Here is a 16313-nt window from a genome sequence, read left to right on the forward strand (position 1 = left end):
TATCTTTTGAAAAAGTCTGCTTTCTGTTTTATCCTTAAAGTAGGAAAATTAACTAAAAAAATCAACTATGAAAGGTAGGTTTTTCAAATGTTTAGCTTTCTATGGGCATTAATTGTCGGAGGAATTATTGGCGCAATTGCTGGCGCAATTTTAGGAAAAGACGTGCCAGGTGGCATTATTGGAAATATTATCGTGGGCTTTTTAGGAAGTTGGGTAGCATCACTCTTGTTGCCTTCTTTAGGACCAGTCATCGGCGGGTTTCCAATTATCTCAGCGTTGCTAGGAGCGATTATCTGTATCGCTATTTACTCTTTTATTGTAAACCGCAAGGCGTAAAATTTTAAAATTAAAAAATACCACCGAGTGTTTCATTCGGTGGTATTTTTGTTTGTTGAAATTATTTAAGATTCTAACATTTCTGCAGGTAATAAAATCGTTTCACGATGGCCATCATCAAAAGCAAAAATTCGCGACGGATATGCCGTAGAATAACTAAATGGTAAGTCGATGGCCATTTCTACTGAACTATTTTCTTGAGAAAAATGGACAGTCACTTTGCCATTATTGTTCAACAAATCAAAGTGAAGTAAGTCGTTTAAAGGGATAACCCCTTTTAGATTTAAGTCAATAATCAACCAAATACTATCAATTAAGCCACTAGGTAAGCTGGAAACAACACCTAATGAAGCATAGCGGCTACGGTCACTATCAAAACGTTCAAACATATGGATGACCTCCTTTTTGTTTACTTACTTTTAGTATACTGCAAATTTTAAAAAAAGAAATTGTTTCGTTTGAAAATATTGCGTAGATTAGCAAAAATTTAATATTCCTCTGTAGCTTCCTAGCTTTGCAGGTGTCATCATTTATATAAAGAAATCAAGACATGCAGTAAAAAGAAAATGGGACGTACGTTGTTTCAACGTACGTCCCATTTCTAAAACTTAAGAGAATCAGCTGAACAAAAGTGTTTTCTTTATTCGGCTAATTCTGGTTCAGTCGTTTCAGCAGCTGTTCCTTCTTCTTCAGGAGCAGTTTGTGCTTCAACAATAGCAACTAGTTGTTCTTCTGGATCAGTTAAAATTTCATAGTCTTTGTGTTCAGGTAAATCAGCGATTGTAAGAGCATCACCAATTTCTAAGTTTGTAATATCTACTTCAATTGATTCTGGCAATTTATCTGGTGTGGCTGCCACTAAAACAGTGTACAAGTTTTGAGCTAAGGTACCCCCAGCTTTCACACCTGCAGATTCACCAATTAATTGAACTTCTGCTTCGACTTCTGTTGTTTCTTTCATATTTACAGATAAGAATTCAACATGAAGCATTTGACCAGTAAAGGTATCTAATTGTGCTTTCGACATTAATGTGTTGATGTTTTTGCCATCAACTGTCATTTTAATAACGGTGTTAGCACCATGTTCGCGTAAAATTTTTGATAAGTCTTTTTCTTCAAAATAGATTGGTGTACTTTCAATTTGGTAACCGTAAACAATGGCAGGTACTTTCCCTTCGTGACGTAGCTGATTTCTTAGTGAACGTGGACGGATAGCTCTTTCTTTAACTTCTAATTGTACTGACATAACCTAATTCCTCCTTGAAATAATGAGTGATTTGGTTAAACTCAGAAACAAAACATAATGGAAAAAAGAAACTCTTTTTTCAGTTGTTCTTGTCTAGAAAAATGCTAACAATAATCAAAAAATCCCCACAAATATTGCCAGGCAACACTCATGGGAATGGTTCATTGTTATCGTTGTTCTCTCCCAGGTCATTACGCTGTTTTTGAGAAACCTTTATTTACTTTACTTATTAACCGTAACACTTATATTTTTATACGTCAAGGAATTACCTTTTTCTACTTTTCATCTTTAACGGATTCCACTATACTAATACCAGAATGGAGCGGAACAATGCGATTAGATAAATTACTAGAAGAACTTCAGTTTGGATCACGCAAAACGGTGAAACGAATAATCAGAGGCAAGCAGGTCACTGTGGATGGCATCGTGACATTAAATGAAAGCCAAAACGTCGATGCACAATTACAAATGATTAAAGTAAAAGGACAATTAATTTCGCATAAGACACATGTGTACTATATGTTGAATAAGCCAAAAGGTGTGGTTAGCGCTGTTTCAGATGCATCTAAAAAAACAGTCATTGATTTGATTGCGCCACAAGACAGACGCCCTGGTCTTTATCCAGTGGGCAGACTCGATGGCGATACGGAAGGGTTACTTCTATTAACAGATAATGGACAATTAGGGTATCAATTAATTCGGCCAAATAAAGAAGTAGCGAAATGTTATGAAGTGAAAGTCAATGGTTTGGTCTCTGCAGAAGATTGTGCTAAATTTAAAGATGGGATTGTTTTGCAAGGAGGCATTCAATGTAAGCCAGCAAAAATAACTGTTCTTGCAGCGACTGAAACGGAGAGTCATGTTTTCCTGACTATTCAAGAAGGAAAATTTCACCAAGTGAAAAAAATGTTTTTATCTGTGGGGAAAAAAGTGACTGCTTTAAAACGCCAAACTATGGGGCCGTTGCGGCTAGATTCGCAATTACCTTTAGGTGCTTATCGTTCATTAACAAGAGAAGAGTTACAATTGCTATTGCCTTATTTTTTTATTGAAAAACAACAAACAAGCAAAGCGTTACCGAGTAATTTGAAAAGAGAAGAGGAACGGAAATGAAAACATTGCTTTTTGATGTTGATGATACATTGTTAGATTTTAAATTGGCTGAAAAGAAGGCGCTCCATGCCTTATTTGAAGAAGAAAATGTACCATTTACATCTGAAGTCGAGTCAACATACCACCGAATTAATCAAGGATTATGGCGTTCATTTGAAGAAGGAAAAATAACAAAAGATGTTCTCCTTGATACACGGTTTGGTTTATTGTTTGACGCGTTTAATCGAGAAGTTGATAGCGTTAAAATGGGAGAAAACTACCGAGAATATTTAAGTCAAGGACATGACTTGCTTGGCAATAGTCAACGTATCTTGGAAAAATTAGCACCCCATTATGATTTATATATTGTGACAAACGGAGTGGCAAAAACACAGTATCGTCGGTTGGAAGATTCGAAATTAATGCCTTATTTTAAAGATATTTTTGTTTCAGAAGAAGTGGGTTATCAAAAACCGATGAAAGAGTATTTTGATTTTGTTTTTGAACGGATTCCTAATTTTAGTCGAGAAAAAACAATGATTATTGGCGATTCTTTGCATTCAGATATTCAAGGAGGCCAACAAGCGAAAATTCAAACTGTTTGGCTCAATCCGACCTCCGCTCCAGCAACACCAACCATTCAACCCAATTATACGATTCAACAGCTAGATGAGTTGTTACCAATTCTTGGGCATTAAAAAGAGCGTGGGACAAAAATCACTTTGGATTTTTGCTCCACGCTCAAAAACTGATAAACGGCGGGAACAGAACCAACTCCTTCGGAAATAAGCCGAAATTCTCCAAAAATTAAAGAGCAATTTTCGGAAATTTCTTCCTATTTCTCGGAGCTAAACGGTTCTGTCCCGACCTCTTTTTAACTTAAATGTAACCGTAAGCGAACCATATCCTTTAAAGGCAAGCCGTTTTCTATAATAGGCTCATCATAATGATGGATAAAAAAATCTGGTTCAATATGTGTCATTCGAAAACCGACTTTTTGGTAGAGATATAGCTGTTGAAAGCCTGTGCTCCCAGTCCCAATCTCCAAGGAATCATACTTTTCTTTTTTGGCAAAATCAATGGCAAAATGTAATAATTCTTGCCCGATGCCCCGCCCTCGGCTTTCTTCTGAGACAGCGATGTTTACGATTTCCAATGTCCGTGGGTGAGTCGGCAACAGGACTAAAATTCCTTGAAGTTCTTCAGTCTGATAGTCAAAGCAAATGCCGCGGGTAATGTAATCTGCCACCATTTTTTTTGAGGGATCTGCCTCATAAAGAAGAGCGTAATGCGCCGTTGTAAGTGCTTCTTTTTTGACTTTTTTAATCATAGGTAGGATTCTCCTTTTATTGATAAGTATACTGTAATTGAAAGAAGTGTGGGCAGATTTTTCATAAGAAGATAAAAATCACATGAAAAGTCTTGGAAAAGGTCTGGCATTCTTCAGAGTTTTCATTATAATAGTAAAAGACAATGAAGTTTTTGAAAAGAAAGAGGTTTATACATGAAAGATAGTCAGCCAATTATCATTGGTGTTACTGGCGGATCAGGAAGCGGAAAAACCAGTGTTAGCCGTGCGATTTTTAATAATTTTCCCGATCATTCAATTATGATGTTAGAACAGGATTCTTATTATAAAGATCAGAGCCATTTGAGTTTTGAAGAACGTTTAAATACCAATTATGATCATCCTTTTGCGTTTGATACAGATTTATTGATTCAACATGTTGAACAACTGTTAAACTATCAAGCCATTGAAAAGCCAGTTTATGACTATGTTGCGCATACAAGAAGTACAGAAACGGTGATCCAAGAACCGAAAGAAGTAATTATTCTTGAAGGGATTTTAATTTTAGAAGATCGCCGCTTAAGGGATTTAATGGATATTAAAGTGTATGTGGATACAGATGATGACATCCGTATTATTCGTCGAATCAAGCGTGATATGGAAGAACGTGGCCGTACGTTGGATTCTGTGATTGAACAATATTTGACAGTTGTCAAGCCCATGTATCACCAATTTATTGAACCTACGAAACGTTATGCAGATATCATTGTGCCAGAAGGTGGCGAAAACCACGTCGCTATTGATTTAATTAATACAAAAGTGGATAGTATTTTAACAAAAATGTAATAGTTAGCTTAAATAGCCGTCTCTATATCAGAGTCGACTGTTTAAGCTTTTTTTGACTTTTAAAGGGTGGTTTTATCAAATATTTTAAGGGATAGCTAAAAAGTTGAAAATATTGCAAGAAACAATATGCTATAATTTTTTAAAGGAAAAGGAGGGAAGGGAATCTGAATGATAAAAAGAGGTGAGGTTTTTTATGCGAATCTCTCACCAGTTGTTGGTTCTGAACAAGGTGGGATTCGACCTGTCCTGATTATTCAAAATAACAAAGGTAACTTATTTAGTCCAACGTTGATTGTTGCACCGATTACCCGTAACGTAAGCAAGCGGCTGCAACCAACGCAAGTCCTCATCGAAATTCCCCATAACGAGTGCAGGACGCCATCACTTATTTTGTTAGAACAAATTCGAACATTGGATAAAGAACGAATGCTACACAAGGTTTGTCAACTTTCTCGTGAAGAGATGGAACAGGTCAATCAAGCTTTAAAAGTTAGCGTTGGTATCCGTTAATTTACATATAAAGAAATCGTTTTGGGGAAACGGTTTCTTTTTTTGTTGAAATGGTTTCCAAATATTCGTTTTTCTCGTATAGTGAAAGAGGAGGCGATCACATGGATAAAATTCGTTATGGAATTATGAGTACTGCCCAAATTGTCCCAAGATTTGTAGCAGGGCTTCGAGAAAGCGCGCAAGCTGAAGTGCGCGGGATTGCATCAAGGCGTTTAGAGAATGCTCAAAAAATGGCTAAAGAATTAGCGATTCCGGTGGCTTATGGCAGTTATGAAGAGTTATGTAAGGATGAAACAATTGATATTATTTATATTCCCACCTACAATCAAGGACATTACTCAGCAGCTAAGCTTGCGTTATCACAAGGAAAACCCGTCCTACTGGAAAAACCATTTACATTAAATGCTGCTGAAGCAGAAGAACTCTTCGCAATCGCACAGGAGCAAGGGGTTTTTCTAATGGAAGCTCAGAAGTCTGCCTTTTTACCAATTACCCAAAAAGTAAAGGCGACGATTCAAGAAGGGGGATTGGGAGAGATTTTATGGGTTCAGTCAGTTACTGCCTATCCCAATGTGGATCATATTCCCTGGTTTTACTCGAGAGAAGCGGGTGGTGGAGCGCTTCATGGCTCAGGAAGTTATCCATTACAATACTTACAATACGTACTAGGGAAAGAGATTCAAGAGGTTACGGGAACCGCAACGTATCAGCAAGGGGCGACGGATAGTCAATGTAATTTAGCTTTGAAATTTGCTGAAGGGACGCTGGGCAATATTTTTATTAATGTTGGTTTAAAGATACCTAGTGAAATGACCATTTGTGGGACAAAAGGGCAAATCGTTATTCCTAATTTCTGGAAAACAGATTGTGCTTATTATACAGATGCTCACGGCAACACTGTCAAATGGTCTGAACAATTCACTAGTGAATTTACCTATGAAATCAATCATGTGAATCAATGTTTACAAGACAAAAAGTTAACTAGCCCCGTAATGACGAAAGAATTAACGATAGCAACCGTTAAAATCGTTGAAAGTTTTTATCAAGAATGGTTTGATAACGAATAATTACCATCACTTGCTATCCAAACTATTCTGTGTTAAAGTGTGTCTTATGCGACGAGTTGACTCAATCAGATAGCTTCGGCTATTCCGTTTTGACGGCTAGTGATTGTCAAACACAACGACACCAGATAGTACGGCTATCAGTTACCGGATTTGTAACGTGTCGGACAGAATACTTTTGTGGAGAAGGTTTCTGTCTATTTATGCAAATAAATAGTGTGGTATCCCTTAACAGTTACTACTGTTAAGGGATTTTTTTTGTATGAAAAGAGAAGTGTTGCACTTTTATAAGTGCAACTTTTTTGTGTTGTGGAACAGATAAAATAACGCTATAGTTTTAAGTGTAAAGGGAAAAGAAAAGAGGTGACAAGGCATGACCGTGTTGTTGTCCAAAAGAGCGATAAATATTTTATTGATGCTTTTGGATTTGGAAGGGAGTATTACCACGCAAGAATTAGCTGAGAACTTTACTGTCAGCGTTCGAACAATTAAGTATGATTTAGAAGATATTCGTGCTTGGTTTGAACAGCACGATGAGACACTTTATTCAAAACGGAATAAGGGAATCTGGCTAGATTTACCTGACTCTAAACGCTTACTGTTAAAAAATGAAATTATCGATGTCGATCGATTTGAAACCTATCCTGATCAAAAAAGACGAGTCAATGTATTGATTTTTCAGTTATTGTCAGTCAAAGGGTACTTAACGGCACAGCAGCTAGCAGATGAATTATTAGTGAGTCGAAACACAATTGTCAGTGATTTGGAACAGGTCGAACGGTTGCTGCAAGCATATGATTTAACCTTAATTCGCCAAGCACGGCAAGGGTTTACAATCAGTGGTGAAGAAAGCAATGTACGCTTACTGATGGAATTTATCACTCAAAAAGAACTTACAGAATACGATATTTACCAAATTATGAACTATGTGACAAAGACAAAAGGGGCTGAAAAAATCCCTAAAATTAAATTTGGGTCAGGGACATTGTTTCAAGGTTGTTATCGTAGTGCATTGAAAAAAATGCGAAATTTAATTAATCCACTCGATCAAAATCAATTTGATTATGCCGAAATATTATCTATTACGTTGAGAGTGGCAATTGCCGCAGCACGTATGCAGATGGCACATACAATTGGGACTTACCGAGTATTATCGCAAAAAACACGCTTTGAACAACGGAACGAAGTACCACTTTTACTTTTACAAGAGGTGTTTGAACGTTATGATTTGCCTTTATTAGCGGATGAATATTTTTATATTTATAGTGATTTATTCGGAACCCATCAACGGCAAGATATGGTTCAATTAACAAAGCAAGTGATTGAAAGCGTTTCAAAAGAGCTGAATTATCCTTTTGTAAATGATCGCCAATTATTTACGAACTTGTTTGCACACCTGTCCTTACGTTTTACAAAGAAACATTTATTTATTAATGAATACAATCCGTTTTCTGAAGAAATCAAAGGAAAACACCCAGCGTTATTTTTAGCTATTCAAAGTGCCTGTAAACAATTAATTCAACGTTCTGTTTTGTTAGTCAACGATTCTTTCTGCGCATATATTGCGTTGCATTTTTTGGCAGCTCAGGAACGACAACAGCAGGAAGCTAAAGTTGTTAGGATTGTGTATGTTTGCTCGACGGGCTTAGGTGTGACCAGTTTAATTGAACAAAAAATTTTAGAGGAAGTACCAAACGTTGAACTCGCAGGATTTGCTTCTGTTTTAAATGCAACTGAAGTGATTCAAGCAGAAAAGCCCGATTTGGTATTGAGTATTTTCCCAATTGAAGAAATGACATACCCATTTATTAAAGTTAGTCCATTGTTGACGGACACAGACTTAAGTTTGATTCGGGAAGAGGTCGATAAAATTTTATTAGGGAAACGTCAAGGAAAAGGTACCGCTCGCTCCACGAAATCTGATGTAATTGAAAAAAATGAACGGATACAAAGCCAAGATTTATTAGTAAAAGCGTATATTATTTATGAAGAGTTAAAACGAATGTTTCAAACAAAGTTACTGAGCGAATATCAAGAAGCCTTTTTACTTCACGTTTTATTAATGACACATCGGATTACGTTTAATAAACAATACGAAGAGATTCCTTGTAATAGAGAAGTATCTCATGAACGGCAAGAAGAAATTCGGCAAATTGAATGTTTATTTGCTAAAAATGAGTTACCTGTCAATCATGCTGAAATTTCAGCATTACTTAATTATTTAGAACAACCAAAGGAGGAAGAGGATGGAACTAGCAATGGAAGCACAGGAGATCATTCGACAAAGTGCTGAACCAGAAAAGCTACAATCGATTATCAAACAAACCAGTGCGCGATTAGCAGAAGCACAAATTGAACCAACGGAATTACAGTGGACGATTTTGATTAACCATCTCAATGAGATGCTGAATCGTTCAAGAGAAGGAACGACATTAGCTGGTGTTGATCGGACGTTATTTACGGAACTAACACCAGAAACGTTGAAAATTGCACAAGAAACAACAGAAGCAATTGGTCAGTTATCAGAAGATGAATGGTATGTTTTAGCTGTTCATTTTGAAGTTGCTAAACAAAACAATTAATAGGAGGAAAAGTTATGATTACAGTAGTTATCGCAGATCGTTTAGGAAAAGGACAAAATGTTGCAAAAGGAGTGGAGCAAGCCGGTGGTCGCGCGGTTGTTGTTCCAGGAATGGGCGCTGATATGCGTTTAGGAGATGTGATGCAACAAGAAAAGGCTGATTTAGGCATTTCTTTCTGTGGCAGTGGTGGTGCAGGAGCGTTAACGGCTGCTACTAAATACGGGTATCCCGAAAGACATGGCATGCGATCAATCGAAGAAGGGGTAACAGCAATTAACGATGGGAAAACTGTTCTTGGATTTGGTTTTATGGATCAGGAAGAACTTGGTAAACGAGTAACTGAAGCATTTATTAAGAAACACGGAGCATAGAAAGTAGTAACTTAGAAAGGAGCGGTAATTATGGATGCCACAAAACGGTCAACACAAACCGTGATTGTTTCTGGAAAAGGTAATAAGAAGAATGAAGCTTTTGCAAGTGCGTTGAATGATGTTTCAAAAAAAGTATTAAAAGAAACAACAGAGGTCCTCATCCGGATTGAACCGAAAGAAGTAACTATTCGTCAGGCAAAAGAACAAGTTTATACAGAAAAATTTCTGTTCTTCTTCTTTCCTAGAAAGAGAGTGATTTATCATGTCGAACTAGCTGTAGAAGTGGAAATCCAAGCCATTGCAGTCGAAGAAGTTGATTTTTTAACGGAAACAATTAAAGAACCGAACGCAGTAGTAGTTCCGTTTCTTTCAAAAAGAGGCGTATAAAGGGAGGAAGAAGGAATGGAATTTGTAATCATTTTGCTGAAGTCATTGCTTATTGGTGGTTTACTAGGTTTTGCAGCTGGCGCAGGCGCTGCTCGGATGTTTCATGCACCGCAAACGCAAGGGTTAGGGGCATTTAGAACATTAGGAGAAATGAACGCGGCACAAGGAGATCCAGCATCACACTTTTCTTTTGGTTTAGGTTTTTTCTTTAATGCTTGGGCTTCGGCCGTGGGAGCAGGGGCCTTTACACAAGATGTGACCCACCGGATTGTGCCTAACTGGGCTGCAGCAATTTTATTGGTAAAGGATAAAGATGTCACTAAAACGATGCATAATCCCAAAAAAATGGGGATTGTCGGGGCCTTTGTAGGAATGGCGACTGTGGCTTTCTTAAATAGTACAGCTGCAGCAATTCCAGAATCGCTACAAGTAACAGCAGTTGCGGTGTTGGTACCTGCAGCAACGATTTTAATCAATACTGTGATGCCCGTTTTATTCTGGCTAGCGGCTTTAGATGCAGGAAAACGGACGGGTTTTTGGGGAACGTTATTTGGCGGATTATCTCAATTAGTCATGGGCAATGCTGTCCCAGGAGTTGTATTAGGGATCTTAATCGGTAAAGGTGTCGATGATTTAGGGTGGACCCGAATGACACGCGGCATGCTTGGTGCCATTATCTTATTATTTATTTTAAGTGGCTTCTTCCGAGGGTTCGACTTAGAAATGATCGAAAGTTTCCGCTTGTCTATTCCTCAATGGTTAAATAATTTACACAATGTCTTCACCGTTAAATAGAAAAAAGGAGGTCTCATAGATGGAACAGCAAGAAAAAAATGAATGGGCACAACAAGAACAAGAAATTCAAGAAGGTTTAAAAGGCAAAAGTTTTTGGTATGCTGATTGGGGCTTTCCCATTTTAGTCGGGATTATGTCAGCGGCAATTTTTGCAGGAACACATATGTATGTAGTTTATGGTGTGGGCGCCTTTAATGAAGTTTCAATTGTTGCGATGCTAAAAGCTGGTTTAGATGGTGGTTCTTATGGCGCTGCCGCAGCATTTGGTGCAAGTTTCCTGTTTGCACGAATTTTAGAAGGTTCTTTAGTCGGAATTTTAGATTTAGGTGGCTCAATTTTAACGGGGATCGGGATTGGCGTACCTGCAATTTTCCTCAGCATGGGTATTAAAGCACCTGTAGAAAACTTTGGCTTAGCACTTTTAACAGGTGCGCTACTAGGGTTAGCAGTTGGTGGCGTAATTGTGTTGATTCGGAAATTTACTATCAATCAAGGAAATTCCACTTTTGGTGCGGATGTGATGATGGGGGCTGGTAATGCCTCAGGACGTTTCTTAGGCCCGTTAATTATTTTGAGTGCGGCGGGTGCTTCGATTCCTATTGGGATTGGTGCTACATTAGGAGCTTTAGGTTTTTACATTTGGAAAAAACCAATCGCTGGGGGCGCAATTTTAGGCGCAATGATTTTTGGTGCAATATTCCCAGTTTCTTTATAATAAGAAAAAGCCTTTTGTTTTGCACTTTCTCTGTCATGAATAAGAATAAGCGTTTACATTATAATGTTACTATGTTATTATAAATGCGAAATAATTATTATTTTTATTAGTTGAACGGAGGAATTAACAAATGAATGGTTTTGTACAGTGGATGGAAGTTAAGTTAATGCCGATTGCGAATAAATTTGGTTCGCAACGCCATATGACAGCGATTAGAAAAGGATTAATTGCAACGATGCCTTTAACAATTGTGGGCTCATTCTTTACAATTTTTCAAAATATTCCAATTGAGGCATACACAAAATTGATTGAACCTTATCAAGCAATTTTAGATATTCCTTCCCGCTATACGATGGGATTACTTGCACTTTATGCAACATTTGGGATTGCTTCATCATTGGCCAAAAGTTATAAGCTTGACTCTTTGACGTGCGGAATTTTAGCATTAATGGCCTTTTTAGTAACAGCGGCACCACCAACACGTGTCTTTGAAGATGTTGACAACGTCATTACAGCAGGGCGCTATATTAATTTAGCAAATTTAGGTTCAGCTTCTTTATTTGGTGCGATTGTAACAGCGCTGTTATCTGTTGAAATTTATCGCTTCTTTATTGAAAAAGATATTATGATTAAGATGCCAGATGGCGTACCGCCTGAAGTGTCAAATTCATTTATTGCGTTAATTCCAGGAGCAGTTATTCTTTTATTATTCTGGGTTATTCGCCACGTAATTGGTTTTGATTTGAATGGTTTCTTGAGTACGTTATTAATGCCACTTAAAGGTATCCTTGCTGGTAACAGTTTATTTGGCGGCTTACTAACAGTCTTCTTAATCTGTTTCTTCTGGGTTTTAGGGATTCATGGTCCAGCGATTATGGGCCCAGTTATTCGTCCTTTCTGGGATATGTCGATTGCAGAAAACCTTGAAGCTTTTACCAATGGTGCAAACGTTCATCAGTTACCTAATATTTTTACAGAACAGTTTTTACAATGGTTTATCTGGATTGGTGGCGCTGGAACTACGCTTTCTTTAGTTGTTTTAATGATGTTTTCTAAATCAACGTATCTGAAAAGTCTTGGCCGTTTATCGTTCTTACCAGGCTTGTTTAATATTAATGAACCAGTTATTTTCGGAACGCCGATCGTAATGAATCCTATTTTAGGTATTCCGTTTATCGTGGCACCGTTAATTACCACAACGTTATCTTATTTCTTAACAGTCGCTAATATAATTCCTATGATGGCTGCACGCTTAGCGTTTGCAATTCCAGCACCAATTGCTGCTTGGATGAGTACCAATTGGAGTTTCTCGGCCGCAGTATTAGTGATTGTTAACTTCTTAATTACAATGGCTATCTACTATCCATTTTTCAAAGTTTATGAAAAACAGCAATTGGATAAAGAAGCAGAAGAATTAGCAGCTGAACAAGCAGCGAAAAATTAAAAAATGTTAGGGCGGGTGTTCTGATATGAATATCCTGCCCCTTCTAAGTCAGAGAAGAAAGTCAGGAGCGTATAAGATGATTATTTGGTTCATTTTCTTTTTTATCGTTAGTCAAATTATTATAGAAAAAGGGCAGTTGCCTACTGTTGTTTATCAATTTGGTTTGGTAAAGACGTTGGTTTTTACGGCATTTTGTATTACTCTTTCCATGATAATTGGCGGATTTCTAAATCAACCAGTATTGCTCGTTGGCTCTACAACAATCCTGTGTAGCTCGGTGATTGCTTGGAAATTTCGAAATAAATTTGAAAATAGCGGAGTGTGAGAACGAAGATGAAAAGAGCATTAGGTGTATCAGTTTATCCAGATCATAGTGATATCAATCAAGATAAAGCGTATTTAAAAAAAGCCAGCGAATGTGGGTTTACTCGAATTTTTATGAGTATGTTAGAAGTGACCGATGGCAAAGAAGCGGTTCAGAAAAAATTTAAAGAATTAATTAGTTATGCGAAAAATTTAGGATTTGAAACAATTTTAGATGTCGTTCCAAGTATCTTTGATGAATTGGAAATTTCATATGATGATTTGACTTTTTTCAGCGAATTAGGAGCTGATGGGATTCGGTTGGATACAGGTTTTGATGGAAATAAAGAAGCCATGTTGACGTTTAATCCATTCGGCGTGGCTATTGAGTTGAATATGAGTAATGATGTCGCTTATCTTGATAACATTTTGACGTATGAAGCGAATCGACCTTTCTTATATGGTTGTCATAACTTTTATCCACAAGCGGGAACTGCATTGCCGTATGATTTCTTTGAAAAATGTAGCATCCGTTTTAAAAAGGAAGGTATTCGGACAGCTGCTTTTATTTCATCACAGGTAGGTGAAATTGGTCCTTGGGATGTGAATGATGGGCTACCTACTTTAGAAATGCATAGACAGTTGCCAGTCACTGTTCAAGCTAAACATTTATTTGCAACAAATTTAATTGATGATGTTGTTATTGGAAATGCTTATGCTTCCAACGAAGAATTAGAAGTATTGGGTCAGTTGAATCGTTATCAAACAGAATTGACCATTGTTTTTGAAGAAGCGACTTCTGAAATTGAAAAAGAAATCGTAACAAAAAATCAACATTTTCGCCGTGGAGATATCACTCAGCAGATGATTCGTTCCACAGAAGTGCGTAAAAAATATAAAAATGAAGCTAATCCCCCACATGATAATCAAGCAATGCTACAACCTGGAGATGTTGTTGTGGGAAATGATGCATTTGGAAAATACAAAAATGAATTACAAGTCGTTTTAGAACCACATCAAGACTCACGCAAAAATCGAGTAGGGCGTATTATAGAAGAAGAACTTGTATTATTAGAATTCATTAAGCCTTGGACAAAATTTAGATTTATAGAAAAGTAGGGAAGAATATGGACTACGATTTACTTATAAAAAATGGACAGACAGTAGATGGTATGCCTGTTGAAATTGCAATTAAAGAGAAAAAAATAGCGGCTGTTGCAGCAACTATTTCAGGTTCTGCAAAAGAAACTATCCACTTAGAACCAGGTACTTATGTATCCGCAGGCTGGATAGATGATCACGTTCATTGTTTTGAAAAAATGGCTCTTTATTATGATTATCCAGATGAAATTGGGGTCAAAAAGGGTGTTACGACAGTGATTGATGCTGGGACAACAGGTGCTGAAAACATTCATGAATTTTATGATTTAGCGCAGCAAGCAAAAACAAATGTTTTTGGATTAGTCAATATTTCTAAATGGGGCATCGTTGCTCAGGACGAACTCGCAGATTTAAGTAAAGTACAAGCGAGTTTAGTCAAAAAAGCGATTCAAGAATTACCAGATTTTGTTGTAGGGATTAAAGCCCGAATGAGTAGGACCGTTATTGGCGATAACGGCATTACGCCTTTAGAATTGGCCAAACAGATTCAGCAAGAAAACCAAGAAATTCCCTTAATGGTTCACATTGGATCAGCACCGCCTCATCTAGATGAAATTTTAGCCTTGATGGAAAAAGGGGATGTCCTAACCCATTGTTTTAATGGGAAAGAAAATGGCATCTTAGACCAAGCAACGGATAAAATAAAAGACTTCGCTTGGCAAGCGTACAACAAAGGGGTCGTATTTGATATCGGGCATGGTACGGATAGTTTCAATTTTCACGTAGCTGAAACAGCGTTGCGCGAGGGAATGAAAGCTGCATCAATTAGCACAGATATTTACATTCGTAACCGAGAAAATGGTCCTGTTTATGATTTAGCCACAACGATGGAAAAACTCCGTGTGGTCGGCTATGATTGGCCAGAAATTATTGAAAAGGTAACCAAGGCTCCTGCTGAGAATTTCCATTTAACGCAAAAAGGCACGTTGGAAATAGGTAAAGATGCTGATTTAACGATTTTCACGATTCAAGCAGAAGAAAAAACATTGACTGATTCTAATGGATTGACACGAGTAGCCAAAGAGCAAATTCGCCCAATCAAAACAATTATTGGAGGACAAATCTATGACAATTAGTTACGAAAAATTCCACTTAAAAGAAGTCATCAACGCTTCTGGGAAAATGACCATTCTAGGTGTCTCCAAAGTTTCGGAGGCAGTCCTTGCGGCTCAACGATTCGGCGGCGAACATTTCTTTGAAATGAGTGAACTTAGTGTGCAAACAGGAGCTTTTTTAGCCAACTTGTTGAAGGTAGAAGATGCCCAAATCGTTTCCTCGGCTTCGGCGGGGATTGCCCAATCGGTGGCTGCCTTGATTGGAAAAGGCAGCTTGTACCACGCGTATCATCCCTATACAGAAAAGATCGAACAGCGAGAGATTGTTTTACCTAAAGGGCACAACGTGGACTACGGCACGCCTGTAGAAGTCATGGTAGCACAAGGCGGCGGCCAAGTGGTGGAAGCTGGCTACGCCAACATGTGCAGTCCAGAACACGTGGAAATGATGATTTCTGAAAAAACAGCGGCCATTCTATACATCAAAAGCCATCATACCGTGCAAAAAAGTATGCTGACGGTGGCCGAAGCGGCCAAAGTGGCGCAACGCTACCAGGTGCCGCTAATTGTTGACGCGGCAGCAGAAGAAGATCTTTTCAAATACACTGAAGCAGGCGCTGATTTGGTGATTTACAGCGGCGCCAAAGCCATCGAAGGGCCAAGTGCCGGTTTAGTGGTCGGGAAAAAAGAATACATTGACTGGGTGCGCCTACAAGGCAAAGGCATTGGTCGAGCAATGAAAATTGGCAAAGACAATATCCTAGGCTTTACGCAAGCAGTGGAAGAATACTTGGCACATGGCAGTGAATCAGGGGTTTCGATGCAAGAGCGCTTAAAACCGTTTGTTGAAGCCATCAATAACTTGCCAGATTTAACCGCCAAAATCGTCCAAGATGGCGCTGGCCGAGACATTTATCGCGCCAGTGTCAAAGTGAACGGCAGAAAAACCGCCAAGGAAGTCATCCAAGCATTAAAAGCAGAAAGTCCAGCTATTTATACGCGAGAATATCAAGCCAACAATGGCATCATTGAATTTGACATTCGTTCTGTCAATCAAGAAGAAATGAACAAAATCGTGCAACGATTACAAGAAATTATGGACACAAAGGAGAAATAAG

The 16313-nt window shown here is 38.0% G+C and carries 20 protein-coding genes; 17 read left to right on the forward strand and 3 right to left on the reverse strand.

Features of this window, described 5'->3' with window-relative positions; genetic code table 11:
* The first annotated feature begins 87 nt into the window (after positions 1 to 87).
* Complete coding sequence (locus IGL86_RS02805; protein WP_002355684.1) at positions 88 to 336, forward strand: GlsB/YeaQ/YmgE family stress response membrane protein; 249 nt, start codon at positions 88 to 90, stop codon at positions 334 to 336.
* A gap of 65 nt (positions 337 to 401) precedes the next feature.
* Here the strand turns inward: IGL86_RS02805 and IGL86_RS02810 are convergent, their stop codons facing one another.
* Both IGL86_RS02810 and IGL86_RS02815 read right to left on the reverse strand, forming a co-directional pair.
* On the reverse strand, positions 402 to 725 hold the full coding sequence (locus IGL86_RS02810; RefSeq protein WP_002355697.1) for a DUF960 domain-containing protein: 324 nt from the start codon (positions 723 to 725) through the stop codon (positions 402 to 404).
* A gap of 251 nt (positions 726 to 976) precedes the next feature.
* A complete protein-coding gene (locus tag IGL86_RS02815; RefSeq protein WP_002420095.1) occupies positions 977 to 1582 on the reverse strand; it encodes a 50S ribosomal protein L25/general stress protein Ctc in 606 nt (201 codons plus the stop codon).
* A gap of 330 nt (positions 1583 to 1912) precedes the next feature.
* Between IGL86_RS02815 and IGL86_RS02820 the strand changes: the two genes are divergently transcribed.
* The gene (locus tag IGL86_RS02820; protein WP_010828583.1) at positions 1913 to 2695 is read left to right on the forward strand and encodes a 16S rRNA pseudouridine(516) synthase; all 783 of its coding nucleotides are present in this window, start codon (positions 1913 to 1915) and stop codon (positions 2693 to 2695) included.
* Complete coding sequence (locus IGL86_RS02825) at positions 2692 to 3372, forward strand: YjjG family noncanonical pyrimidine nucleotidase (RefSeq protein ID WP_002355700.1); 681 nt, start codon at positions 2692 to 2694, stop codon at positions 3370 to 3372. Before IGL86_RS02820 ends, IGL86_RS02825 begins: the two co-directional genes overlap by 4 nt.
* Positions 3373 to 3548: 176 nt before the next feature.
* Here IGL86_RS02825 and IGL86_RS02830 read toward each other — a convergent pair whose 3' ends face one another.
* A complete protein-coding gene (locus IGL86_RS02830) occupies positions 3549 to 4004 on the reverse strand; it encodes a GNAT family N-acetyltransferase (protein WP_002386989.1) in 456 nt (151 codons plus the stop codon).
* A 174-nt stretch (positions 4005 to 4178) separates the two neighbouring features.
* Here IGL86_RS02830 and udk point away from each other — a divergent pair, with 174 nt between their 5' ends.
* The 14 genes from udk (at position 4179) to IGL86_RS02900 (ending at position 16312) form a co-directional block, all read left to right on the forward strand.
* Positions 4179 to 4808 carry a uridine kinase gene (gene udk, locus IGL86_RS02835; RefSeq protein ID WP_002355702.1) on the forward strand — a complete coding sequence of 210 codons (630 nt, stop codon included), beginning with the start codon at positions 4179 to 4181 and terminating at the stop codon, positions 4806 to 4808.
* 168 nt (positions 4809 to 4976) lie between these two features.
* Complete coding sequence (locus IGL86_RS02840; protein ID WP_002355703.1) at positions 4977 to 5318, forward strand: type II toxin-antitoxin system PemK/MazF family toxin; 342 nt, start codon at positions 4977 to 4979, stop codon at positions 5316 to 5318.
* 101 nt (positions 5319 to 5419) lie between these two features.
* Entirely contained in the window at positions 5420 to 6385 is a 966-nt protein-coding gene (locus IGL86_RS02845) for a Gfo/Idh/MocA family protein (protein WP_033625730.1), read from the forward strand.
* A 370-nt stretch (positions 6386 to 6755) separates the two neighbouring features.
* Entirely contained in the window at positions 6756 to 8675 is a 1920-nt protein-coding gene (locus IGL86_RS02850; RefSeq protein ID WP_002388793.1) for a BglG family transcription antiterminator, read from the forward strand.
* Positions 8641 to 8964: a PRD domain-containing protein gene (locus tag IGL86_RS02855; RefSeq protein WP_002386165.1), complete on the forward strand. Its 324-nt coding sequence runs from the start codon at positions 8641 to 8643 to the stop codon at positions 8962 to 8964. Before IGL86_RS02850 ends, IGL86_RS02855 begins: the two co-directional genes overlap by 35 nt.
* A 14-nt stretch (positions 8965 to 8978) precedes the next feature.
* Positions 8979 to 9335, forward strand: a complete 357-nt coding sequence (locus IGL86_RS02860) for a glycine-rich SFCGS family protein (RefSeq protein WP_002355707.1) — start codon at positions 8979 to 8981, stop codon at positions 9333 to 9335.
* Positions 9336 to 9365: 30 nt separating this feature from the next.
* Positions 9366 to 9722, forward strand: coding sequence for a DUF4312 family protein (locus IGL86_RS02865; protein ID WP_002355708.1), 357 nt, complete (start codon positions 9366 to 9368; stop codon positions 9720 to 9722).
* 15 nt (positions 9723 to 9737) lie between these two features.
* Positions 9738 to 10517: a DUF4311 domain-containing protein gene (locus IGL86_RS02870; RefSeq protein WP_002355709.1), complete on the forward strand. Its 780-nt coding sequence runs from the start codon at positions 9738 to 9740 to the stop codon at positions 10515 to 10517.
* Positions 10518 to 10536: 19 nt separating this feature from the next.
* The gene (locus tag IGL86_RS02875; protein WP_002361314.1) at positions 10537 to 11232 is read left to right on the forward strand and encodes a DUF4310 family protein; all 696 of its coding nucleotides are present in this window, start codon (positions 10537 to 10539) and stop codon (positions 11230 to 11232) included.
* 130 nt (positions 11233 to 11362) lie between these two features.
* Positions 11363 to 12676 (forward strand): PTS sugar transporter subunit IIC, encoded by a 1314-nt coding sequence (locus IGL86_RS02880; RefSeq protein WP_002358780.1) that lies wholly within the window; start codon positions 11363 to 11365, stop codon positions 12674 to 12676.
* 25 nt (positions 12677 to 12701) lie between these two features.
* Positions 12702 to 13001 (forward strand): hypothetical protein, encoded by a 300-nt coding sequence (locus IGL86_RS02885; protein WP_016616519.1) that lies wholly within the window; start codon positions 12702 to 12704, stop codon positions 12999 to 13001.
* An 8-nt stretch (positions 13002 to 13009) separates the two neighbouring features.
* Positions 13010 to 14098: a DUF871 domain-containing protein gene (locus tag IGL86_RS02890; protein WP_002366247.1), complete on the forward strand. Its 1089-nt coding sequence runs from the start codon at positions 13010 to 13012 to the stop codon at positions 14096 to 14098.
* An 8-nt stretch (positions 14099 to 14106) separates the two neighbouring features.
* On the forward strand, positions 14107 to 15216 hold the full coding sequence (locus IGL86_RS02895) for an amidohydrolase/deacetylase family metallohydrolase (RefSeq protein WP_002381282.1): 1110 nt from the start codon (positions 14107 to 14109) through the stop codon (positions 15214 to 15216).
* On the forward strand, positions 15206 to 16312 hold the full coding sequence (locus tag IGL86_RS02900) for a DgaE family pyridoxal phosphate-dependent ammonia lyase (RefSeq protein WP_010713845.1): 1107 nt from the start codon (positions 15206 to 15208) through the stop codon (positions 16310 to 16312). Before IGL86_RS02895 ends, IGL86_RS02900 begins: the two co-directional genes overlap by 11 nt.
* The last annotated feature ends 1 nt before the right edge of the window (position 16313 follow it).

Origin of the sequence: Enterococcus sp. DIV0774 (assembly GCF_050539095.1) — a bacterium.
Classification (GTDB): domain Bacteria; phylum Bacillota; class Bacilli; order Lactobacillales; family Enterococcaceae; genus Enterococcus; species Enterococcus faecalis.